The 15,422-nt window shown below is 45.6% G+C and carries 15 protein-coding genes; 8 read left to right on the forward strand and 7 right to left on the reverse strand.

All coding sequences use genetic code 11. The annotated features are described in order from the left end of the window. The first annotated feature begins 29 nt into the window (after positions 1–29). Positions 30–1,430, forward strand: a complete 1,401-nt coding sequence (locus UCH003_RS02495; protein WP_060825292.1) for a chloride channel protein — start codon at positions 30–32, stop codon at positions 1,428–1,430. Beyond that, positions 1,427–1,900 (forward strand): DUF523 domain-containing protein, encoded by a 474-nt coding sequence (locus UCH003_RS02500; protein WP_060825293.1) that lies wholly within the window; start codon positions 1,427–1,429, stop codon positions 1,898–1,900. Before UCH003_RS02495 ends, UCH003_RS02500 begins: the two co-directional genes overlap by 4 nt. Positions 1,901–1,912: 12 nt before the next feature. Here the strand turns inward: UCH003_RS02500 and UCH003_RS02505 are convergent, their stop codons facing one another. Beyond that, the gene (locus UCH003_RS02505; RefSeq protein WP_060825294.1) at positions 1,913–3,058 is read right to left on the reverse strand and encodes an iron-containing alcohol dehydrogenase; all 1,146 of its coding nucleotides are present in this window, start codon (positions 3,056–3,058) and stop codon (positions 1,913–1,915) included. A gap of 137 nt (positions 3,059–3,195) precedes the next feature. Between UCH003_RS02505 and UCH003_RS02510 the strand changes: the two genes are divergently transcribed. Further along, complete coding sequence (locus UCH003_RS02510) at positions 3,196–4,104, forward strand: AraC family transcriptional regulator (RefSeq protein ID WP_060825295.1); 909 nt, start codon at positions 3,196–3,198, stop codon at positions 4,102–4,104. Positions 4,105–4,132: 28 nt separating this feature from the next. Here UCH003_RS02510 and UCH003_RS02515 read toward each other — a convergent pair whose 3' ends face one another. From UCH003_RS02515 to UCH003_RS02530, 4 genes are read right to left on the reverse strand one after another with little or no spacing between them, the layout of a single operon-like run. After that, positions 4,133–4,726 carry a transglutaminase-like domain-containing protein gene (locus UCH003_RS02515; protein WP_060825296.1) on the reverse strand — a complete coding sequence of 198 codons (594 nt, stop codon included), beginning with the start codon at positions 4,724–4,726 and terminating at the stop codon, positions 4,133–4,135. Positions 4,727–4,735: 9 nt separating this feature from the next. Continuing rightward, positions 4,736–5,026, reverse strand: a complete 291-nt coding sequence (locus UCH003_RS02520) for a YciI family protein (protein WP_060825297.1) — start codon at positions 5,024–5,026, stop codon at positions 4,736–4,738. A gap of 11 nt (positions 5,027–5,037) precedes the next feature. Next, the gene (locus tag UCH003_RS02525) at positions 5,038–5,427 is read right to left on the reverse strand and encodes an MmcQ/YjbR family DNA-binding protein (protein WP_231964799.1); all 390 of its coding nucleotides are present in this window, start codon (positions 5,425–5,427) and stop codon (positions 5,038–5,040) included. Then, the gene (locus UCH003_RS02530) at positions 5,384–5,959 is read right to left on the reverse strand and encodes a DNA-3-methyladenine glycosylase I (protein WP_060825299.1); all 576 of its coding nucleotides are present in this window, start codon (positions 5,957–5,959) and stop codon (positions 5,384–5,386) included. Before UCH003_RS02530 ends, UCH003_RS02525 begins: the two co-directional genes overlap by 44 nt. A 425-nt stretch (positions 5,960–6,384) precedes the next feature. On the opposite strand from UCH003_RS02530, the gene UCH003_RS02535 reads away from it, so the two are divergent. From UCH003_RS02535 to UCH003_RS02545, 3 genes are all read left to right on the forward strand, one after another. Then, a complete protein-coding gene (locus UCH003_RS02535) occupies positions 6,385–7,878 on the forward strand; it encodes a peptide-binding protein (RefSeq protein ID WP_060825300.1) in 1,494 nt (497 codons plus the stop codon). 87 nt (positions 7,879–7,965) lie between these two features. Then, complete coding sequence (locus UCH003_RS02540) at positions 7,966–8,976, forward strand: OmpA family protein (protein ID WP_060825301.1); 1,011 nt, start codon at positions 7,966–7,968, stop codon at positions 8,974–8,976. Between the two features lie 24 nt (positions 8,977–9,000). Then, on the forward strand, positions 9,001–9,801 hold the full coding sequence (locus tag UCH003_RS02545; protein WP_060826910.1) for a mechanosensitive ion channel family protein: 801 nt from the start codon (positions 9,001–9,003) through the stop codon (positions 9,799–9,801). A 7-nt stretch (positions 9,802–9,808) separates the two neighbouring features. On the opposite strand, the gene UCH003_RS02550 is transcribed toward UCH003_RS02545, so the two are convergent. Beyond that, a complete protein-coding gene (locus UCH003_RS02550) occupies positions 9,809–10,603 on the reverse strand; it encodes a DUF4197 domain-containing protein (RefSeq protein WP_060825302.1) in 795 nt (264 codons plus the stop codon). Positions 10,604–10,665: 62 nt separating this feature from the next. Here UCH003_RS02550 and UCH003_RS02555 point away from each other — a divergent pair, with 62 nt between their 5' ends. Continuing rightward, positions 10,666–11,310 (forward strand): HAD family hydrolase, encoded by a 645-nt coding sequence (locus tag UCH003_RS02555; protein WP_231964800.1) that lies wholly within the window; start codon positions 10,666–10,668, stop codon positions 11,308–11,310. 218 nt (positions 11,311–11,528) lie between these two features. Then, complete coding sequence (nifJ, locus tag UCH003_RS02560; protein WP_060825304.1) at positions 11,529–15,095, forward strand: pyruvate:ferredoxin (flavodoxin) oxidoreductase; 3,567 nt, start codon at positions 11,529–11,531, stop codon at positions 15,093–15,095. Positions 15,096–15,152: 57 nt separating this feature from the next. Here the strand turns inward: nifJ and UCH003_RS02565 are convergent, their stop codons facing one another. Further along, a complete protein-coding gene (locus tag UCH003_RS02565; RefSeq protein ID WP_060825305.1) occupies positions 15,153–15,347 on the reverse strand; it encodes a hypothetical protein in 195 nt (64 codons plus the stop codon). Between the last annotated feature and the right edge of the window lie 75 nt (positions 15,348–15,422).

Here is a 15,422-nt window from a genome sequence, read left to right on the forward strand (position 1 = left end):
GAGACAAGCCCAAAATTTAAAGAGTTTTTATGAATAAACACGTTGTTGAGCAAACGGTTATTTTTTTCAGCGTTTCAAAATGGTTGCTTCTCTCCTCCGCCGTTGGCATTATGATCGGCGGCTTGATTTCCGTCTTTTTAAACATCCTCTCAACTGCCGAACAGACACGGAGTTTACTCCCGTTTCCGTTTTATTTCACGTTGCCTTTTGCGTTGATGCTAACGACGTGGATCGTGCGAACGTTCGATCAAAACGCGACGGGACACGGTACGGAAAAAGTCATCGAAGCGGTGCATAAGCGCGACGGTTACATCAATGCCAAAGTAATTCCCGTTAAACTGGTCGCAACGGTACTCACGATCTTTTCGGGCGGTTCGGTCGGAAAAGAGGGACCGGGAGCGCAAATCGGTGCGGGCGCGGCTTCGTTTGCGGCAACTCTGCTCAAATTTTCTAAATCCGACCGCCGAAAGCTTGTCATTTGCGGTATTAGTGCGGGTTTTGCTTCGGTATTCGGTACGCCTATCGCGGGGGCAATTTTCGGAATCGAAGTCTTAATTATCGGTGCGATTATGTACGATGTTCTTTTACCCTCGTTTATCTCCGGTTTTGCGGCATTTATCACGGCTCAGGTGTTAGGCGTCAAATACCATTACTACGACATCAATTTCTACCGTTCGTTTAACTTGGACTTTTCATTAATCTTACATGTCGTTTTGGCAGGCGTCTTTTTCGGCTTAATCGCCGATTTGTTCATTACGACGGTCAATAAAATCGAAGAGTACATCAAAGCCGTTCCGTACAATCGTTACCTGAAAGCCTTTGTTGCGGGACTGGTGATGGCACTCGTTTCGTACTTTTTCTCGGAAAGCTACTTAGGACTCGGTCTTGCGACCATTAAAGACGCCCTCAGCCCCAATCCGCTGATTTCGGATAACGTGCATTGGTACGATGCCGTTTTTAAAACGTTTTTTACGGCGATTACCTTAGGTTCAGGCGGAAGCGGCGGTATTATTACGCCCTTGTTTTACGTGGGCGCGACGAGCGGTGCGGCGTTTGGCGATCTCATCGGCGGCAATCACGTCGCACTCTTTGCCGCGCTTGGGTTTGTCAGCGTTTTGGCGGGTGCGACCAACTCTCCCATCGCTTCCATTATCATGGCAGTGGAGTTGTTTGGCGTGCATATGGCAAATTACGCGGCACTGAGCGTGGTCATCGCCTTTTTAATTACGGGGCATCGTAGCGTCTTTCAGTCGCAAAAGTTGGCTCTGCGAAAAGCCGACAATATTACGATCGGCAAAGGCAACGACTTGGAAGATACCGCCATCAGTATCGATATGCGCGACATCGATAAAGTCAAACGCCTGCGCAATCGCCTCCGCTATAAACGCTTGCGCTGGCAAGTTAAAAATGCCAAGGACGATTTTAAATGAGCCGACGAAAGATTTTGATCAGTGCGTGTTTGCTCGGCGAAAACGTGAAATACGACGGCGGCAATAACGCATTACATGTAACGATTTTGGAGCGGTGGAAGGACGAGGGCGTTTTAGTACCTTTGTGCCCCGAAGTGCTCGGAGGACTTAGCGTCCCGCGTCCTGCTTGCGAAGTTCTCCAAGGAACGAACCGTGTCGTCAATCGAATCGGCGAAGACGTAAGCGAGGCATTTTCAAAAGGGGCGAAAGAGAGCTTGCGCATCGCAAAACTTGAGGGCGTGTGTATGGCGATTTTGAAGGCTCGAAGCCCCTCGTGTGGTAAAGATGTCATTTATGATGGCACATTTACCAGCACGCGTGTGAACGATTCGGGCATTACATGTAAACTTTTACAAGAGAGTGGTATCGCTGTTTTTAGTGAAGAGGAGTTGAGTTTAGCCGAAGCGTTTTGGCTTTCAAAGGGGAATTAAATCCCCTTTCGTTTAGGCGTTGTGTAAAATATCTTCGATAGCTCGCTGTGTATAGGTGTCGCTCATGCCCCACACTACAGCAGTGTGTGCTGCATTTTCAGCAATAGCAGAAATCTCGTTTTTGCCGATAGAAACTTTCTCAAGACTTACGGGTGCGCCAATTTTAGCAAACCAGTTTTTAAGAGCAAGGATGCCTTCATCGACTGAATCTAATCCAAAAATTTCTTTTGAAAAACGCTCAAATTGTGCATGATTTTTGTTTTTGTACCATTGCATCCATGCAGGAATGACGATGGCAAGACCTGCACCATGAGCGATGTTAAACAGTGCTGATAGTGAGTGTTCGATCATGTGGCTTGGAAAGCCTGAAAGGTTGGTTCCTGCTGTGGTTGAGCCGTTCAATGCTTGTGTCGCCGCCCATGTAAACTCAGCTCTGGCATTGTAATCTTCAGGATTTTTGAGCAAAATCTCAGTTGTTTCCATAACGGTTTTAACAATCCCCTCGACCATGCGCGATTGAAAATGTGGTTGATCTGGGGCTGTAAAGTAGCCTTCAATGGAATGTGCAATAATATCAACCGCGGAGTAGGCTAAATAGTCATTAGGAACACTTTTGGTCAGTTCTGGATTGAGCACAGAAACTTTTGGGTAGATATGCGCTGATTGGATTGAATATTTTTGTTTGGTCTCTTCGTTGCTGACAACCGCAAAGCCGTTCATCTCGCTTCCCGTTGCGGCAAGCGTCATGATGGCATAGACAGGGAGCGCCTTCTCAATGCTCGCTTTGCCAATGAAAAAGTCCCAAACATCATTACCATGTAAAGCTCCAACAGCGATGGTTTTAGCGCTATCAAGGACAGAGCCTCCACCAATGGCAAGGATGGCTTGCACCTTCTCTTTTTTAGCCAGTGCAATACCTTCGTTGACTTTAGCGAGTTTTGGATTGCTGACGATGCCTGAAAGTTCAACCCAAGCGATACCTTTTGCTTTCAGTGATGAGGTGACTTTTTCATAAAGTCCATCGGTTTTGATGCGTTCACTACCGTAGCAAAGCAGGACTTTTGTAATGTTTTCTTTTGCAATTTCTGCACCAATAAGATTCTCTTTCTCTTTTCCAAATTCTATTTTTGTGGGGTTATGATACGTAAAGTCAACCATGGTTTCTCCTGTGTTTTAATGATGTTATTATAGAACGAAAGTGATGCTAAGTGGTAGAATATTTTTCAATATTTATTGCCTAATCCTCTAAATTGTTTTATAATGATGCACAGAGAATGAAAAAAAAAGAGGCGCTTATGGAAAATGAATTAATGCAACTTCAACAAGATGAACTGAAACGATTGATAGAAAAACACGCTCATTGCGAGGGTCGAACCAATACAGACGTGCCTTCTTTATATTTTTTTTGCACGGCAACACCAACGGAGTTTTTACATACCCTTTATGAGCCATCCTTATGCCTTATTGCTCAAGGCTCTAAAGCGGTTGGGTTAGGAGACGAGATGTTCTCTTATGATAAAAACACGTATCTTATCTCCTCCGTGCATCTGCCTGCGCGCGTGCAAATTCAAGAAGCATCTGCGCAAAAGCCCTATTTGTCCTTGCAATTGACCTTCTCGATGGACGAAGTTTGGGAAATTCTCCACGAGGTTGATGATGAAAAGAGTCTGCAACAGCCTGAACGTGGGCTTTATTTTGGCGAAAACAGTTCGTTACTGCTTGACCCCATCCTGAGGCTTGTGCGCCTGCTTGATCATCCAAAAGACATCAACATGCTTTCTCCTATGATTACGCGTGAAATCCTTTACCGCATAGTCCAAGACAAAGGTGGCGCTATCATACGGCAGTTTGCTAAAAATGGCAGTCTCGCACAGCGCATCGCTAAGGCGATCACGATGATCAAAAATGATCTCGCGGAGCCATTGCGTATTGAAACACTGGCACACGAAGTGGCGATGAGTGCATCGTCGTTTCATCATCATTTTAAGCGCGTCACCACGATGAGTCCTTTACAGTTCCAGAAATCCTTGCGTTTGCAAGAGGCGAGAAGATTGTTAATGGTTGAAGAGATGGAAGCGAGCAATGTTGCTTTTAAAGTAGGCTATGAAAGTCCCTCTCAGTTTAGCCGTGAATACGCACGTCTTTTTGGACTGCCCCCAATACGCGATGTTAAGCGCATTCGTGAAGCTTTCGAGTCTGCGTAAAAGAGGGCTTCACTCTTTACATGTAAATCTAAAGCGGTGTTATTTCCGTGCAATCGGGAAGATGTTTGAGAGACTCTTCAAAGCTTGTGTATGTTTGCAAGGCTGTAATGACGATGCTCAAAGGCTCACTTAGTATCTCTTGGAAGTCGATTTCATGCGATGCTTTGATTCTAAAGGCAAGTTGCTCAAGCGGTGGAGAGAATGTTGCATTGACCCCTGCTTTATTGCCTCTAGCATCAACGCGGTACCAACCAAAATCGTTGAGGTAAAGCGCGTTAAATCCATGCAACGTGTAAGGCTCACCGTTATCAAAAAGGCTCAGTCTTTGGTAACAAAAACCTGCTGGAATGCCATTAGCTCGACACAAAGCGGCTAAGAGATGACTCTTGGCGAAACACCAACCGGTTTGATGCACCAAAACGTCGCTGGCTTTACATGTAATGACCGTACTTTTGTGATCGCCCGTGTGATGAATGTGGTCTCGCACAAACGTAAAGCAGTTGTTGGCTATCTCCACATCGCTTCGCAACATGCCTCTTAGCTCCTTCGCTTTAGCGACAATGCGTGGGTGTAGCCAATCAATAATCGAGGTGTTTTGAAGGTAGGCTTCATTCGGTGCCATAAGAGTCCTTTAACGATTGGCTAAAAATGCAAACTCAGGAGCGGTCATGGAGGGTGTAAATTCGATGATGTCGTACTTTGCGATCTCATGAATGTAAAAAGGATCACGTGCGATGATCGCTTCAATCTCTGCTTTGGAGGAGGCAAGTGCCAAGATAACGCCGCCATTGCGAGGATTTTTACGTCCTGAGGCTAAAAAAACACCTTGCGCATAGTTTTTTTTGAGAAATTCGACATGCGCACTGAGATGGGCATCGACTTCCTCAAGGGATTTGTGATAGGTTAAAGAGATGATAAACATAAAGATTCCTGTTATGAATTGCGGACAAACGTTTGCATTTTTTTAGTGAGTGAGCTGAAAACAAGGTCGTACGAGTCGTCGATCCACTCAAAAATGGACGCGTCATCGACTTCGCCTTCACAAATGATGGTGTTCCAATGCTTTTTATTCATATGGTACCCTGCGGTAACGCTTGCGTATAGTTCGCGCAGCTCCCTAGCATAGTTGGGATCACACTTGACATTGATGCGTGGAGGTCGGCTCTCTTCATCGATGAGGGCAAAGATTTTATTGCCGACTTTATAAACGGCGGTTGTAGCGTCAAAAGGGTACTCTTTGATCGCACCGATATGGCTGAGGCAGTAGTCGTTTAAAATTTCAAAGGTCATGGTATTTGTATCGACAACTGTTTTCGTGGTCATTCACCATACCGCACGCTTGCATAAACGCGTAGATCGTGGTAGAGCCTACAAATTTAAATCCCCGTTTTTTCAGATCTTTGGTGATGGCATCCGAAATGACGGAAGTACACGCGGCATGTTTATAATCCGCTACGTCGTTAACGATCGTTTTGCCGTCCACATAGTTCCAAAAGTAAGCGTCGATCGAGCCGTGCTCGTGAATAATACGCTGAAACAAGCGCGCATTGGCGATGATCGCTTCGATCTTGGGACGGCTTTTGATCACTTCGCCCGTTTGCAGGATCGAAGCGATCTCTTCTTCTCCAAAGTTCGCAACGCTTTCAAGATCAAAGTCGGCAAACGCTTTGCGATAGCCGTCGCGTTTTTTGAGCACCGTGAGCCAACTAAGCCCTGCCGATTGCGTCTCTAGGCAAAACAGCTCAAACAAAGCACGCTCGCCGTGCAGGGCTTTTCCCCACTCTTCGTCATGGTACGCTACATACACGGGATCGCTTAATTTTACCCAACCGCAACGCGAAAAACGTGAACTCATATCGGTACTCCCTCCGCAAAAAATCCATATAAAATTGTAGCGCACTAGAGTTAACGCTCGGACAATCGATCGTAAATAGTTTCGTCGATACGCTTTTGAAAAAAGAGAAAATATCTCTTATTAACTTTTTGTTTACGAAAGATTAAGAGAGTGTTTAAACAACTTCTCTATACTTTCGTTACCAAGACAATTACCTCCTTTTTGTGAATCACTTAACCTTTTTAAAAATCAGCTTCCAGATTGCCCGGTCTGGAAGCTTTTTTTATTTTTAACATGTAAAAAGAGCTAAGCTTTTTTTACTACCTTAGCCACTGAGGCACTAAAGTTAGCCTCTTACGAGGCGGACGGTTTACAAGAAGCCTATGACGCACGCTAAAGCATACGCATGATGTTAGTAAAATGATTCCGTGTGGTATAATTTTTCCATGAAAACACTTTTAATGTTCCTTTTTTTCGTAACATGTCATCTCTACGCCGGCACGCTACACCTGTCTTTATCCGCCAATCCGAGCCGACTCAATCCGATTCTTTCCACCGATTCGGCGAGTTCTTTGATTACGCAATGGATTTTTAACGGCTTGGTCAAATACGATAAAGATGCCAACATCGTTCCCGAACTAGCGGAAAGCTATATGTTTAAAGACGATACGACGCTCGTCTTTCACCTTCGCCGCGACGTAAAATGGAGCGACGGTGTGCCTTTTAACGCACGAGACGTGCTTTTTACGTACGAGACGATTACGTCTCCTAAGATTTTTACTCCCTATGCTTCAGGCTTTATGCACATCTCACATGTCAAGATGCTCGACGAATTTAGCGTGGAAGTTAAATACAAATACCCCTATTTTAAAGCCTTGGAAGTATGGATGATGGAAATTTTGCCCGAACATCTGCTTAAGGGCGAAACCGATTTGATGACGAGTAAGTTTAACCAAGCTCCGATCGGTACGGGTTCGTACGTCTTACATCAGTTTCAAATTTCCAAAGACACCGTTTTAAAAGCCAATCCGACGTATTTTAAAAGTAGCCCGAAGATCGATACGATGGTCTTTCACTATCTTCCCGATCCCTCTTCGGAGTTTTTGATGCTCAAGTCCCGTCAACTTGATGTCGGAACGCTCACGCCTTTACAGTTGGAGCGGCAAGTCGATGCGGATTTTAGGGATTATTATACGATCTACGAAGAGATTTCACATGTCTATACGTATATGGGGTTCAATCTCCGATCGGAAAAATTTAAAGATCCTAGAGTCAGAGAAGCCCTCTCTTTGGCAATCGATCGTCAAGAGCTGGTCGATATTTTGTATTTCGGTCACGGTAAAGTGTGCACGGGACCTTTTCTCCCCGGAACGGGAGCGTTTAATACGGAAGTTCAAGCCCCAAAACACGATATTGCAAAAGCCAAAGCACTTTTAAAAGAGGCGGGTTACGACGAAAATCATCCGTTTGAATTTGAACTCACCACCGGTTCCAATCGTACGGCGGCGGCGCAGGTATTGCAATACCAGTTGCAAAAAGCAGGCGTCGTGATGAAATTGCGCGCCCTTGAATGGCAAGCTTTTTTAAACACGGTGATTTTCCCTCGCAAATTTGAAGCGGTATTGATGGCGTGGTCGTTGGGACTCAAATCGGACGCGTATACGATTTGGCACAGCGAATCAAGCCGTAAAGGCGGATTTAATTTCGTCGGTTACGAAAATGCCGAGGTCGATCGTTTGATTAAAGAAGCCGAAAAAATCGTCGATCAAGAGAAATTCGATGCCTTGTATCGGGAGATTTTTGCCAAGATCGTAGCCGACAATCCGTACCTTTTTTTAGTGATTCCCAGCGAGATCACGGCGGTCAATAAGAAGATCACGCCCGTATCGACGTCGATTATCGGGGTGATGCATAACGAAAACGATTGGATTAAGCCGTAAATTTAATGTTTCTCAGCTAAGAGTTATGCTATAATTTAAAACTCACATATGAAATGTTAGAAATATTAGTTTAAAAAGGATAGAGTCATGAAAAAAACAGTGTTTTCATTGGCGGCATTGGCATCTTTGGCGTTTGCGGCACCGACTGCATACAACTACGAAGTGACACCGACGATCGGCGGCGTTCAACCTGAGGGAAATCTCGATCTTAAAGAGCAATTGACGTACGGTTTGCGATTTGGAGTCAATCTTGACAATACCATCTTCGACCAATTCGAATTGGGTTACGATCGATCCGATAACGTTGATTACAAAATCGGTCACGACAGCACCGATTTTAACCGCTACTACGGTAACTTGGTTAAAGAGTACAAAATGTCTCCTGAAATGGCATTGTACGCTTTAGTGGGTATCGGTTACGAAGACGTTAAAAACGAGCAATTTGAAAACAGAGACAGTATGTTCGCACAATACGGCGGCGGCGTTAAATACTGGGTCACCGACAATTTTGCATTGAAAGCCGAAGTTCGTCACGGTATTAAATTTCACGGCGGCGACAACAACTTGTTCTATACCCTCGGCTTCGTCGTTCCTTTCGACGCTAAAACGGCTCCCGTCGTAGCGGCTAAACCCGAAGTAAAACCGGCTCCCGTCGTAGCACCGGCAGCTCCAAAAGATAGCGACGGCGATGGCGTGTACGATGACAAAGACAAATGTCCGAATACCCCTAAAGGTACCGTAGTCGATGCCGACGGATGTACGAAAATTATCCGTTTACATGTTAAATTTGATTTCGACAAATCAACCGTAAAACCTGAATTCATGCCTGAAATTCAAAAAGTCGCAGACTTTATGAAACAAAATCCGGGTTACAGTGTTGTTCTTGAAGGTCACACAGACTCTAAAGGTAGCGACGCGTACAATATGAAACTCTCCGATCAACGTGCAAAAGCGGTTGCAAAAGCACTTTCAACACTCGGCGTTTCCGGTGCTAAAGTAACGACGGAAGCATTTGGCGAAAGCAAACCGGTTGCAACCAACGACACAGAAGCGGGTCGTGCCGAAAACAGAAGAGTTGACGCAATTTTCAAAAAATAAGTTAAGAGGGTCGTGTACGTGCATATGGATTTGAGTTGGACGGTTGTCGTTAATTTTGTGACGCTTTACGGCGTTAAGGTACTCGCTTCTTTACTCATTTTTTGGGTCGGGAAAAAGATCGCATCCCTATTGACGGCCATCGTCGTCAAAGGAATGCGCAAGTCCAAAATCGACGAAACCGTTACCAGTTTCTTTTCCAACGTCGTGTACTTCGGCCTTTTGGTGGTGATTATCCTAGCCGCGCTTAGCAATCTAGGCATAAACACCACTTCCTTCTTGGCGGTTCTCGGAACGGCGGGTCTTGCGATCGGTCTTGCGCTTCAAGGCACGCTTTCCAATGTCGGAGCCGGCATTTTACTCGTCTTTTTCCGTCCGTTTAAAATCGGACACTCGGTTCAAATTGCGGGCGAAAACGGTACGGTCGAAGAGCTGAACCTCTTTAGCGTCGTTTTAAAAACGGCAGACAACAAACAGATTATTATCCCCAACTCTGCGGTCATCGGTAAAAATATTACGAACTTTTCGGCAAAACCGACTTCGCGTATCGACTTGGTGTTTAACATCGGCTATGAAGACGATCTTCGTCTTGCCAAAGAGACGCTTCAATCCTTGATTGAGGCGGAAGATAAAGTCTTAAAAGAGCCTGCACCTCTTGTCGCCGTAAGCGAGCTGGCACAAACGTGCGTGAAATTGACGGTTCGTTTTTGGGTTCAAAACGAAGACGCTGCTGCCGTTAGTTTTTCCTTGACCGAAAAAGTCAAACTAACGTTTGACGAGAAAAAGATCAGCATTCCTCATCCTCCTTTAAACCCTCAAACGTATTAAAGACCGATTATTTACCGAAGACTTGCTGAATAATTGAACTTCCGCTTGCTAAAGGATTGCTACGCAAAGCTTTCTCTTTTTCGGCAATCATGTAAAAAAGTCCGTCCAAGGTTTTACGACCGATATACGCTTCGATATTTTCGTCATTTTCCGGAACGACGTCCGTGATCCCGAACCCTTTTGCAATCGACGAGGCTTGTCCGACTAGCGCATTGTCTCCCAATTTCGACGAGGCATTCGTCGTACCCGAGAACTCTTTTAGGCTTTGATAAGAGCTCATAACTTTGTTTTGCGCTACGCTCTCTTTAATGATCGGCATCAACGCGTTTAAGAGCTTGTCTTGCGATTTGGCTTTAAAATAATCCGTCGCCGCGGTGTTGGAGCCTTTGATGATCGCATTGGCGTCGTCGACGCTCATGGACGAGATCGTATCGCTTAAGATAGAAGCCGTTTTAGGAATCGCCTTGCTAGCGGCGGTGTTCATCGTCGTTACGAAATCATCGACATAGCGTTTTCCACCCACTTTTTCGGCCGCCGTCGCAATCGGTTTCAACGATGCGGGAAGCGGAATCTTAACGGCGGAGTTCTTTAAAAATCCGTCCTCTTTTCCCAAGAGCGATACGGCTTGATCGGCTCCCAGACTCAACGCTTCTTTGACGCCGGCAATCGAACTGCTCGATGATGCGGAAGAGGTGCTTTTTTGCGTCGAAGAGCTTGTACTCAGTGCCGAATTCAAGGTGTCTTGAAACGAAGCGGCGCACAGCAGTAGCGGGGCAATCAGTATCACACTTTTGGTTAACATGTATCTCCTTTTTAATGCTCTTGCGATTATAATAGTGCTTTACATGTAAAAGGATGATTAAGGTGAAAACAAAAACGATTTTATTTGATCTAGACGGAACGCTCATCGATTCGACCGAAGCTATTTTGGAAAGTTTCGGCGTTGCGTTCGAGACGTTCGGAACGAGCGTTCCCGAAGACGAGAGCATTAAAAAACTCATCGGGCACCCTTTGGATTTGATGTTTACGATGCTCGGCGTCGACGTATCGCAAGCCGATGCGTACGTGGGGGTGTACAAAGAACATTATCGCCTGATTTCGCGTCAAAAAACGACGTTGTTACCCTTGGCGTACGAAGCGATTACCTATGCGAGTCAAATCGCAACGCTCGGGATCGTCACGACCAAAACGGCACGGTATTCGCAAGACCTTTTGGAGCATATGGGCGTGATGCATCACTTTAAGGTTTTGATCGGACGCGAAAACGTGACTCACCCCAAACCGCACCCCGAACCGATACAAAAAGCCTTAGCCGCGCTCGGTAGCGATCCTTCGCGTACGTGGATGGTCGGCGATACGCCGATGGATATTCTATGCGCGAAAGAAGCGGGTGTTCAAAGCGTCGGCGTTTTGTGCGGATACGCAAGCCGTTACGACCTCCGTACTCATACCGATTGTATCGTTCGCGATGCTTTGGATGCCGTTAAGCTTATTGCGCAAGTAAGCTAAGATTGTTATATCTTTATCATATTTTTAGACTATGATTTTGAGTAGAGCTTGGTTAAACTTTTATTAAATCATCGAAGCCGAAGTTTCATTTATGAGTTATTAAGAGAACGCCAAGTAGAATGAGATAATCATCGATTACAGCGTATGGTTGATGCTTCCAAAGCCTGATTCTTGGGAAGTTTTCTTAAATAAACGAAACTAAAAGTAAGGGGAATTTAATGGCTAAAGTCATGAAAACAATGGACGGTAACGAAGCTGCTGCGTATGCATCGTATGCGTTTACCGAAGTTGCCGGTATCTATCCGATAACGCCTTCTTCACCGATGGCGGATTTTACCGACGTATGGGCAGCACAGGGCAAAAAAAATCTTTTCGGAATGCCCGTTAAAGTGGTTGAAATGCAAAGTGAAGGCGGTGCTGCGGGTACCGTTCACGGTTCGCTTCAAGCCGGCGCGCTTACGACGACTTATACAGCCTCTCAAGGGTTGTTGCTTAAAATTCCTAACATGTACAAAATGGCAGGCGAATTGTTACCGAGCGTTATTCACGTGAGTGCTCGTACGCTTGCGACGCATGCGCTTTCGATCTTCGGCGATCACCAAGATATTTACGCCGCACGCCAAACCGGTTATGCGATGCTCTCAAGCGGTTCGGTTCAACAAGTCATGGATTTGGCCGGCGTTGCTCACTTATGCGCCATTAAAGGGCGTGTTCCGTTTTTACACTTCTTCGACGGTTTTAGAACTTCTCACGAAATTCAAAAAATCGAAGTGATGGATTACGCCGTTTTTGATCGTTTGCTCGACAAAGAAGCGGTTCAACGCTTCCGCGATAACGCCTTAAATCCTGAGTCTCCTAAAACGCGCGGTACGGCACAAAACGACGATATTTACTTCCAAGGCAGAGAAGCACAAAATAAATTTTACGACGCATTGCCCGATATCGTAGCGAACTATATGGACGAAATTTCCAAAGAGACGGGACGCGAGTACAAACCTTTTACCTACTACGGCGCGAAAGATGCCGATCGCATCGTCGTTGCAATGGGTTCCGTGACCGAATGTTTGAAAGAGACGATCGATTATTTAATCGGCAAAGGCGAAAAAGTAGGACTTATTACCCCGCACCTTTACCGACCGTTTAGCATCAAATACTTGATGGCGGTTATGCCCGATTCCGTTAAAAAAATTGCCGTATTGGATCGTACTAAAGAGGCAGGTTCTATCGGCGAACCGTTGTATCTTGATATGCGTGCGGCTTTTTACGGACACGCCAATGCTCCGATTATCGTCGGCGGACGTTACGGTCTCTCTTCAAAAGACGTCGATCCGGCACAGATGTTGGCCGTTTTTGAAAACCTCAAAGCCGATGCGCCTAAAAACGACTTTACGGTCGGTATCGTCGATGACGTAACGTTTAAGTCTTTGGACGTGAAAGAAAAAATCAGCCTCGGCGACCCCGAAACTAAAGAGTGCCTTTTCTATGGACTCGGTGCGGACGGTACGGTCGGCGCGAATAAAAGTTCGATTAAAATCATCGGTGACGAAACCGACATGTACGCCCAAGCCTATTTCGCTTACGACTCCAAAAAATCAGGCGGTTTTACGCGTTCTCACCTTCGCTTCGGTAAAAAACCGATTCGCTCGACGTATCTTGTTTCCAATCCACATTTCGTCGCCTGTTCGGTCGCCGCGTATTTGGAACTTTACGACGTGGTCGACGGTATTCGCGAGGGAGGAACATTCCTTCTTAACTCTATTTGGGATGCACAAGAGACGATCGCTCGAATCCCGAATAAAGTCAAACGTATTCTTGCCAAACGCAAAGCCAATTTTTATATCATCAATGCAACCAAACTAGCACGCGATATCGGACTCGGTAATCGAAGCAATACGATTATGCAATCGGCTTTCTTTAAACTTGCCAACATCATCGATTTTGAGCAAGCTCAAACGTTTATGAAAAAACAAGCCTACAAAACCTACAGTAAAAAAGGCGAACAAATCGTCGAGCTTAACTACAAAGCGATTGATGTGGGCGCTAACGGCTTGATTAAAGTCGACGTCGATCCGTCATGGGCTAATCTCGTCGACGAGGTTAAGGTTCAAGAAGAGGTTAAATATAAAGGCACTCCGTTTGTCGAAGCAATCGCAAAACCGGTCAATGCCGCACGCGGAGATACGCTTCCCGTTTCGGTCTTTAAAGGCTATGAAGACGGTACGTTTGAACACGGTACGACCGAGTATGAAAAACGCGGTATCGGCGTTACGGTACCGAAATGGATCGAAGAAAACTGTATTCAGTGTAATCAATGTGCGTTTGTCTGTCCGCACGCGGTTATCCGACCGTTTTTGATTAACGAGCAAGAGCTTTCCTTGGCACCTGAAGGCGTCAAAGTACATGCTTTAGATGCTAAAGGTAAAGAGTTCAAAGATCAAAACTTTAAATTTAAAATTCAAGTTTCCTCGCTTGATTGTACGGGATGTGAATTGTGTGCCGAAGCATGTCCTACCAAAGAAAAATCGCTTGTGATGGTTCCGCTTCAAGAGAGCCTTGATGCGGGTGAGCAAGACAATGCCGATTACCTCTTCAAAAAAGTAAGCTATAAAGACGATATTTTAAGCAAAAGCAGCGTTAAAGGTTCTCAATTTGCACAACCGCTCTTTGAATTCCATGCGGCATGCCCAGGTTGCGGTGAAACACCGTATATTACGCTTGCAACGCGATTGTTCGGCGAGAGTATGATGATCGCTAATGCGACGGGATGTTCGTCTATTTACGGCGGTTCGGCTCCATCGACTCCGTATCGTAAAAATGACAAAGGTCACGGTCCTGCATGGGGTAACTCTTTGTTTGAAGATAACGCCGAGTTCGGTTTGGGTATGCATGTCGCGGCGGAAACGCTTCGCCATCGTATTCAAATGATCATGGAAGCTTCCTTGGAAAAAGCACCTAACGCGATTGCGGCACTCTATAAAGATTGGTTAGAGTTTAGAAACGACCGTGAAAAAAGCGCACAAATTCGCGATCTTCTCGTTCCTTTGTTGGAAGCCAATCCGACGGCGGCGGGTGCGGAAGTCATTTTAAGCCTTAAGCAGTATATCGCTAAAAAATCACAATGGATTTTCGGCGGCGACGGTTGGGCGTACGACATCGGTTACGGCGGACTTGATCACGTTATCGCCAGCGGCGAAGACGTCAATATTTTAGTCCTAGATACCGAGGTTTACTCCAATACCGGCGGACAAAGCTCTAAAGCCTCACGTACGGGTTCTATCGCACAATTTACCGCTGCGGGTAAACCGGTTCAGAAAAAAGATTTGGGTTATATCGCGATGACGTACGGCAATGTTTTTGTTGCGCAAATTAACTCGAATGCTTCCGCAGCACAAGCGATTAAGGCGTTTGAAGCGGCTGAAGCGTATCCGGGCGTATCGTTGATTATTGCCTATTCACCGTGTATCGCACACGGTATCAAAGGCGGTTTAAGCCAAGCGGGAAATCAAGGCGAGCTTGCAACCAAATGCGGTTATTGGCCGATTTATACTTACGATCCGCGTCTTGAAGAAGAAGGTCAAAATCCGATCAAAATTACCGGAAAAGAGCCGGATTGGGATATGTACGATCACTTCTTGATGAACGAAGTACGCTATGCGGCTCTTAAAAAGTCAAATCCCGTTGAAGCGGAAGCATTATTTGCACACAATAAAAAAGATGCACAACGCAGATGGAGACAACTCAAACGTTTAGCAACAGCGGATTATTCTAACGAAAAAGAAGCTTAATTAGGCGAAATGAAGCAGAAAAGGAGGAGGTTTTCCTCCTCCTTAATTGAGTGATACTTAACGATTTAACTCCGCTGTGACTTGAGCATTTGATTTGGCAACGTCGCCGCTTCCGTGAATGATGTGCGGGATGCATCCCGTGCAAACGTGAATCTCTTCCCCGCCTTTCATCGCTTTAATAAAAACGGCATTCGGGCTCTCTTCGCTCGTGCGTAAACAGACGTTACAGACTTGTACGTTATTGATTTCCATAAAAACTCCTTTGAAATTTGGCGTATTATAATCAAAAAAATACCCGAAAAGCTTGAGCGAGATCAAGTTTTGGCT

The organism is Sulfurospirillum cavolei (assembly GCF_001548055.1).
Lineage (GTDB): Bacteria > Campylobacterota > Campylobacteria > Campylobacterales > Sulfurospirillaceae > Sulfurospirillum.

Coding starts and splice junctions, on each gene's coding strand:
- UCH003_RS02495 (WP_060825292.1), top strand. CDS start 30: ATGAATAAACACGTTGTTGAGCAAACGGTTATTTTTTTCAGCGTTTCA.
- UCH003_RS02500 (WP_060825293.1), top strand. CDS start 1,427: ATGAGCCGACGAAAGATTTTGATCAGTGCGTGTTTGCTCGGCGAAAAC.
- UCH003_RS02505 (WP_060825294.1), bottom strand. CDS start 3,058: ATGGTTGACTTTACGTATCATAACCCCACAAAAATAGAATTTGGAAAA.
- UCH003_RS02510 (WP_060825295.1), top strand. CDS start 3,196: ATGGAAAATGAATTAATGCAACTTCAACAAGATGAACTGAAACGATTG.
- UCH003_RS02515 (WP_060825296.1), bottom strand. CDS start 4,726: ATGGCACCGAATGAAGCCTACCTTCAAAACACCTCGATTATTGATTGG.
- UCH003_RS02520 (WP_060825297.1), bottom strand. CDS start 5,026: ATGTTTATCATCTCTTTAACCTATCACAAATCCCTTGAGGAAGTCGAT.
- UCH003_RS02525 (WP_231964799.1), bottom strand. CDS start 5,427: ATGACCACGAAAACAGTTGTCGATACAAATACCATGACCTTTGAAATT.
- UCH003_RS02530 (WP_060825299.1), bottom strand. CDS start 5,959: ATGAGTTCACGTTTTTCGCGTTGCGGTTGGGTAAAATTAAGCGATCCC.
- UCH003_RS02535 (WP_060825300.1), top strand. CDS start 6,385: ATGAAAACACTTTTAATGTTCCTTTTTTTCGTAACATGTCATCTCTAC.
- UCH003_RS02540 (WP_060825301.1), top strand. CDS start 7,966: ATGAAAAAAACAGTGTTTTCATTGGCGGCATTGGCATCTTTGGCGTTT.
- UCH003_RS02545 (WP_060826910.1), top strand. CDS start 9,001: ATGGATTTGAGTTGGACGGTTGTCGTTAATTTTGTGACGCTTTACGGC.
- UCH003_RS02550 (WP_060825302.1), bottom strand. CDS start 10,603: ATGTTAACCAAAAGTGTGATACTGATTGCCCCGCTACTGCTGTGCGCC.
- nifJ (WP_060825304.1), top strand. CDS start 11,529: ATGGCTAAAGTCATGAAAACAATGGACGGTAACGAAGCTGCTGCGTAT.
- UCH003_RS02565 (WP_060825305.1), bottom strand. CDS start 15,347: ATGGAAATCAATAACGTACAAGTCTGTAACGTCTGTTTACGCACGAGC.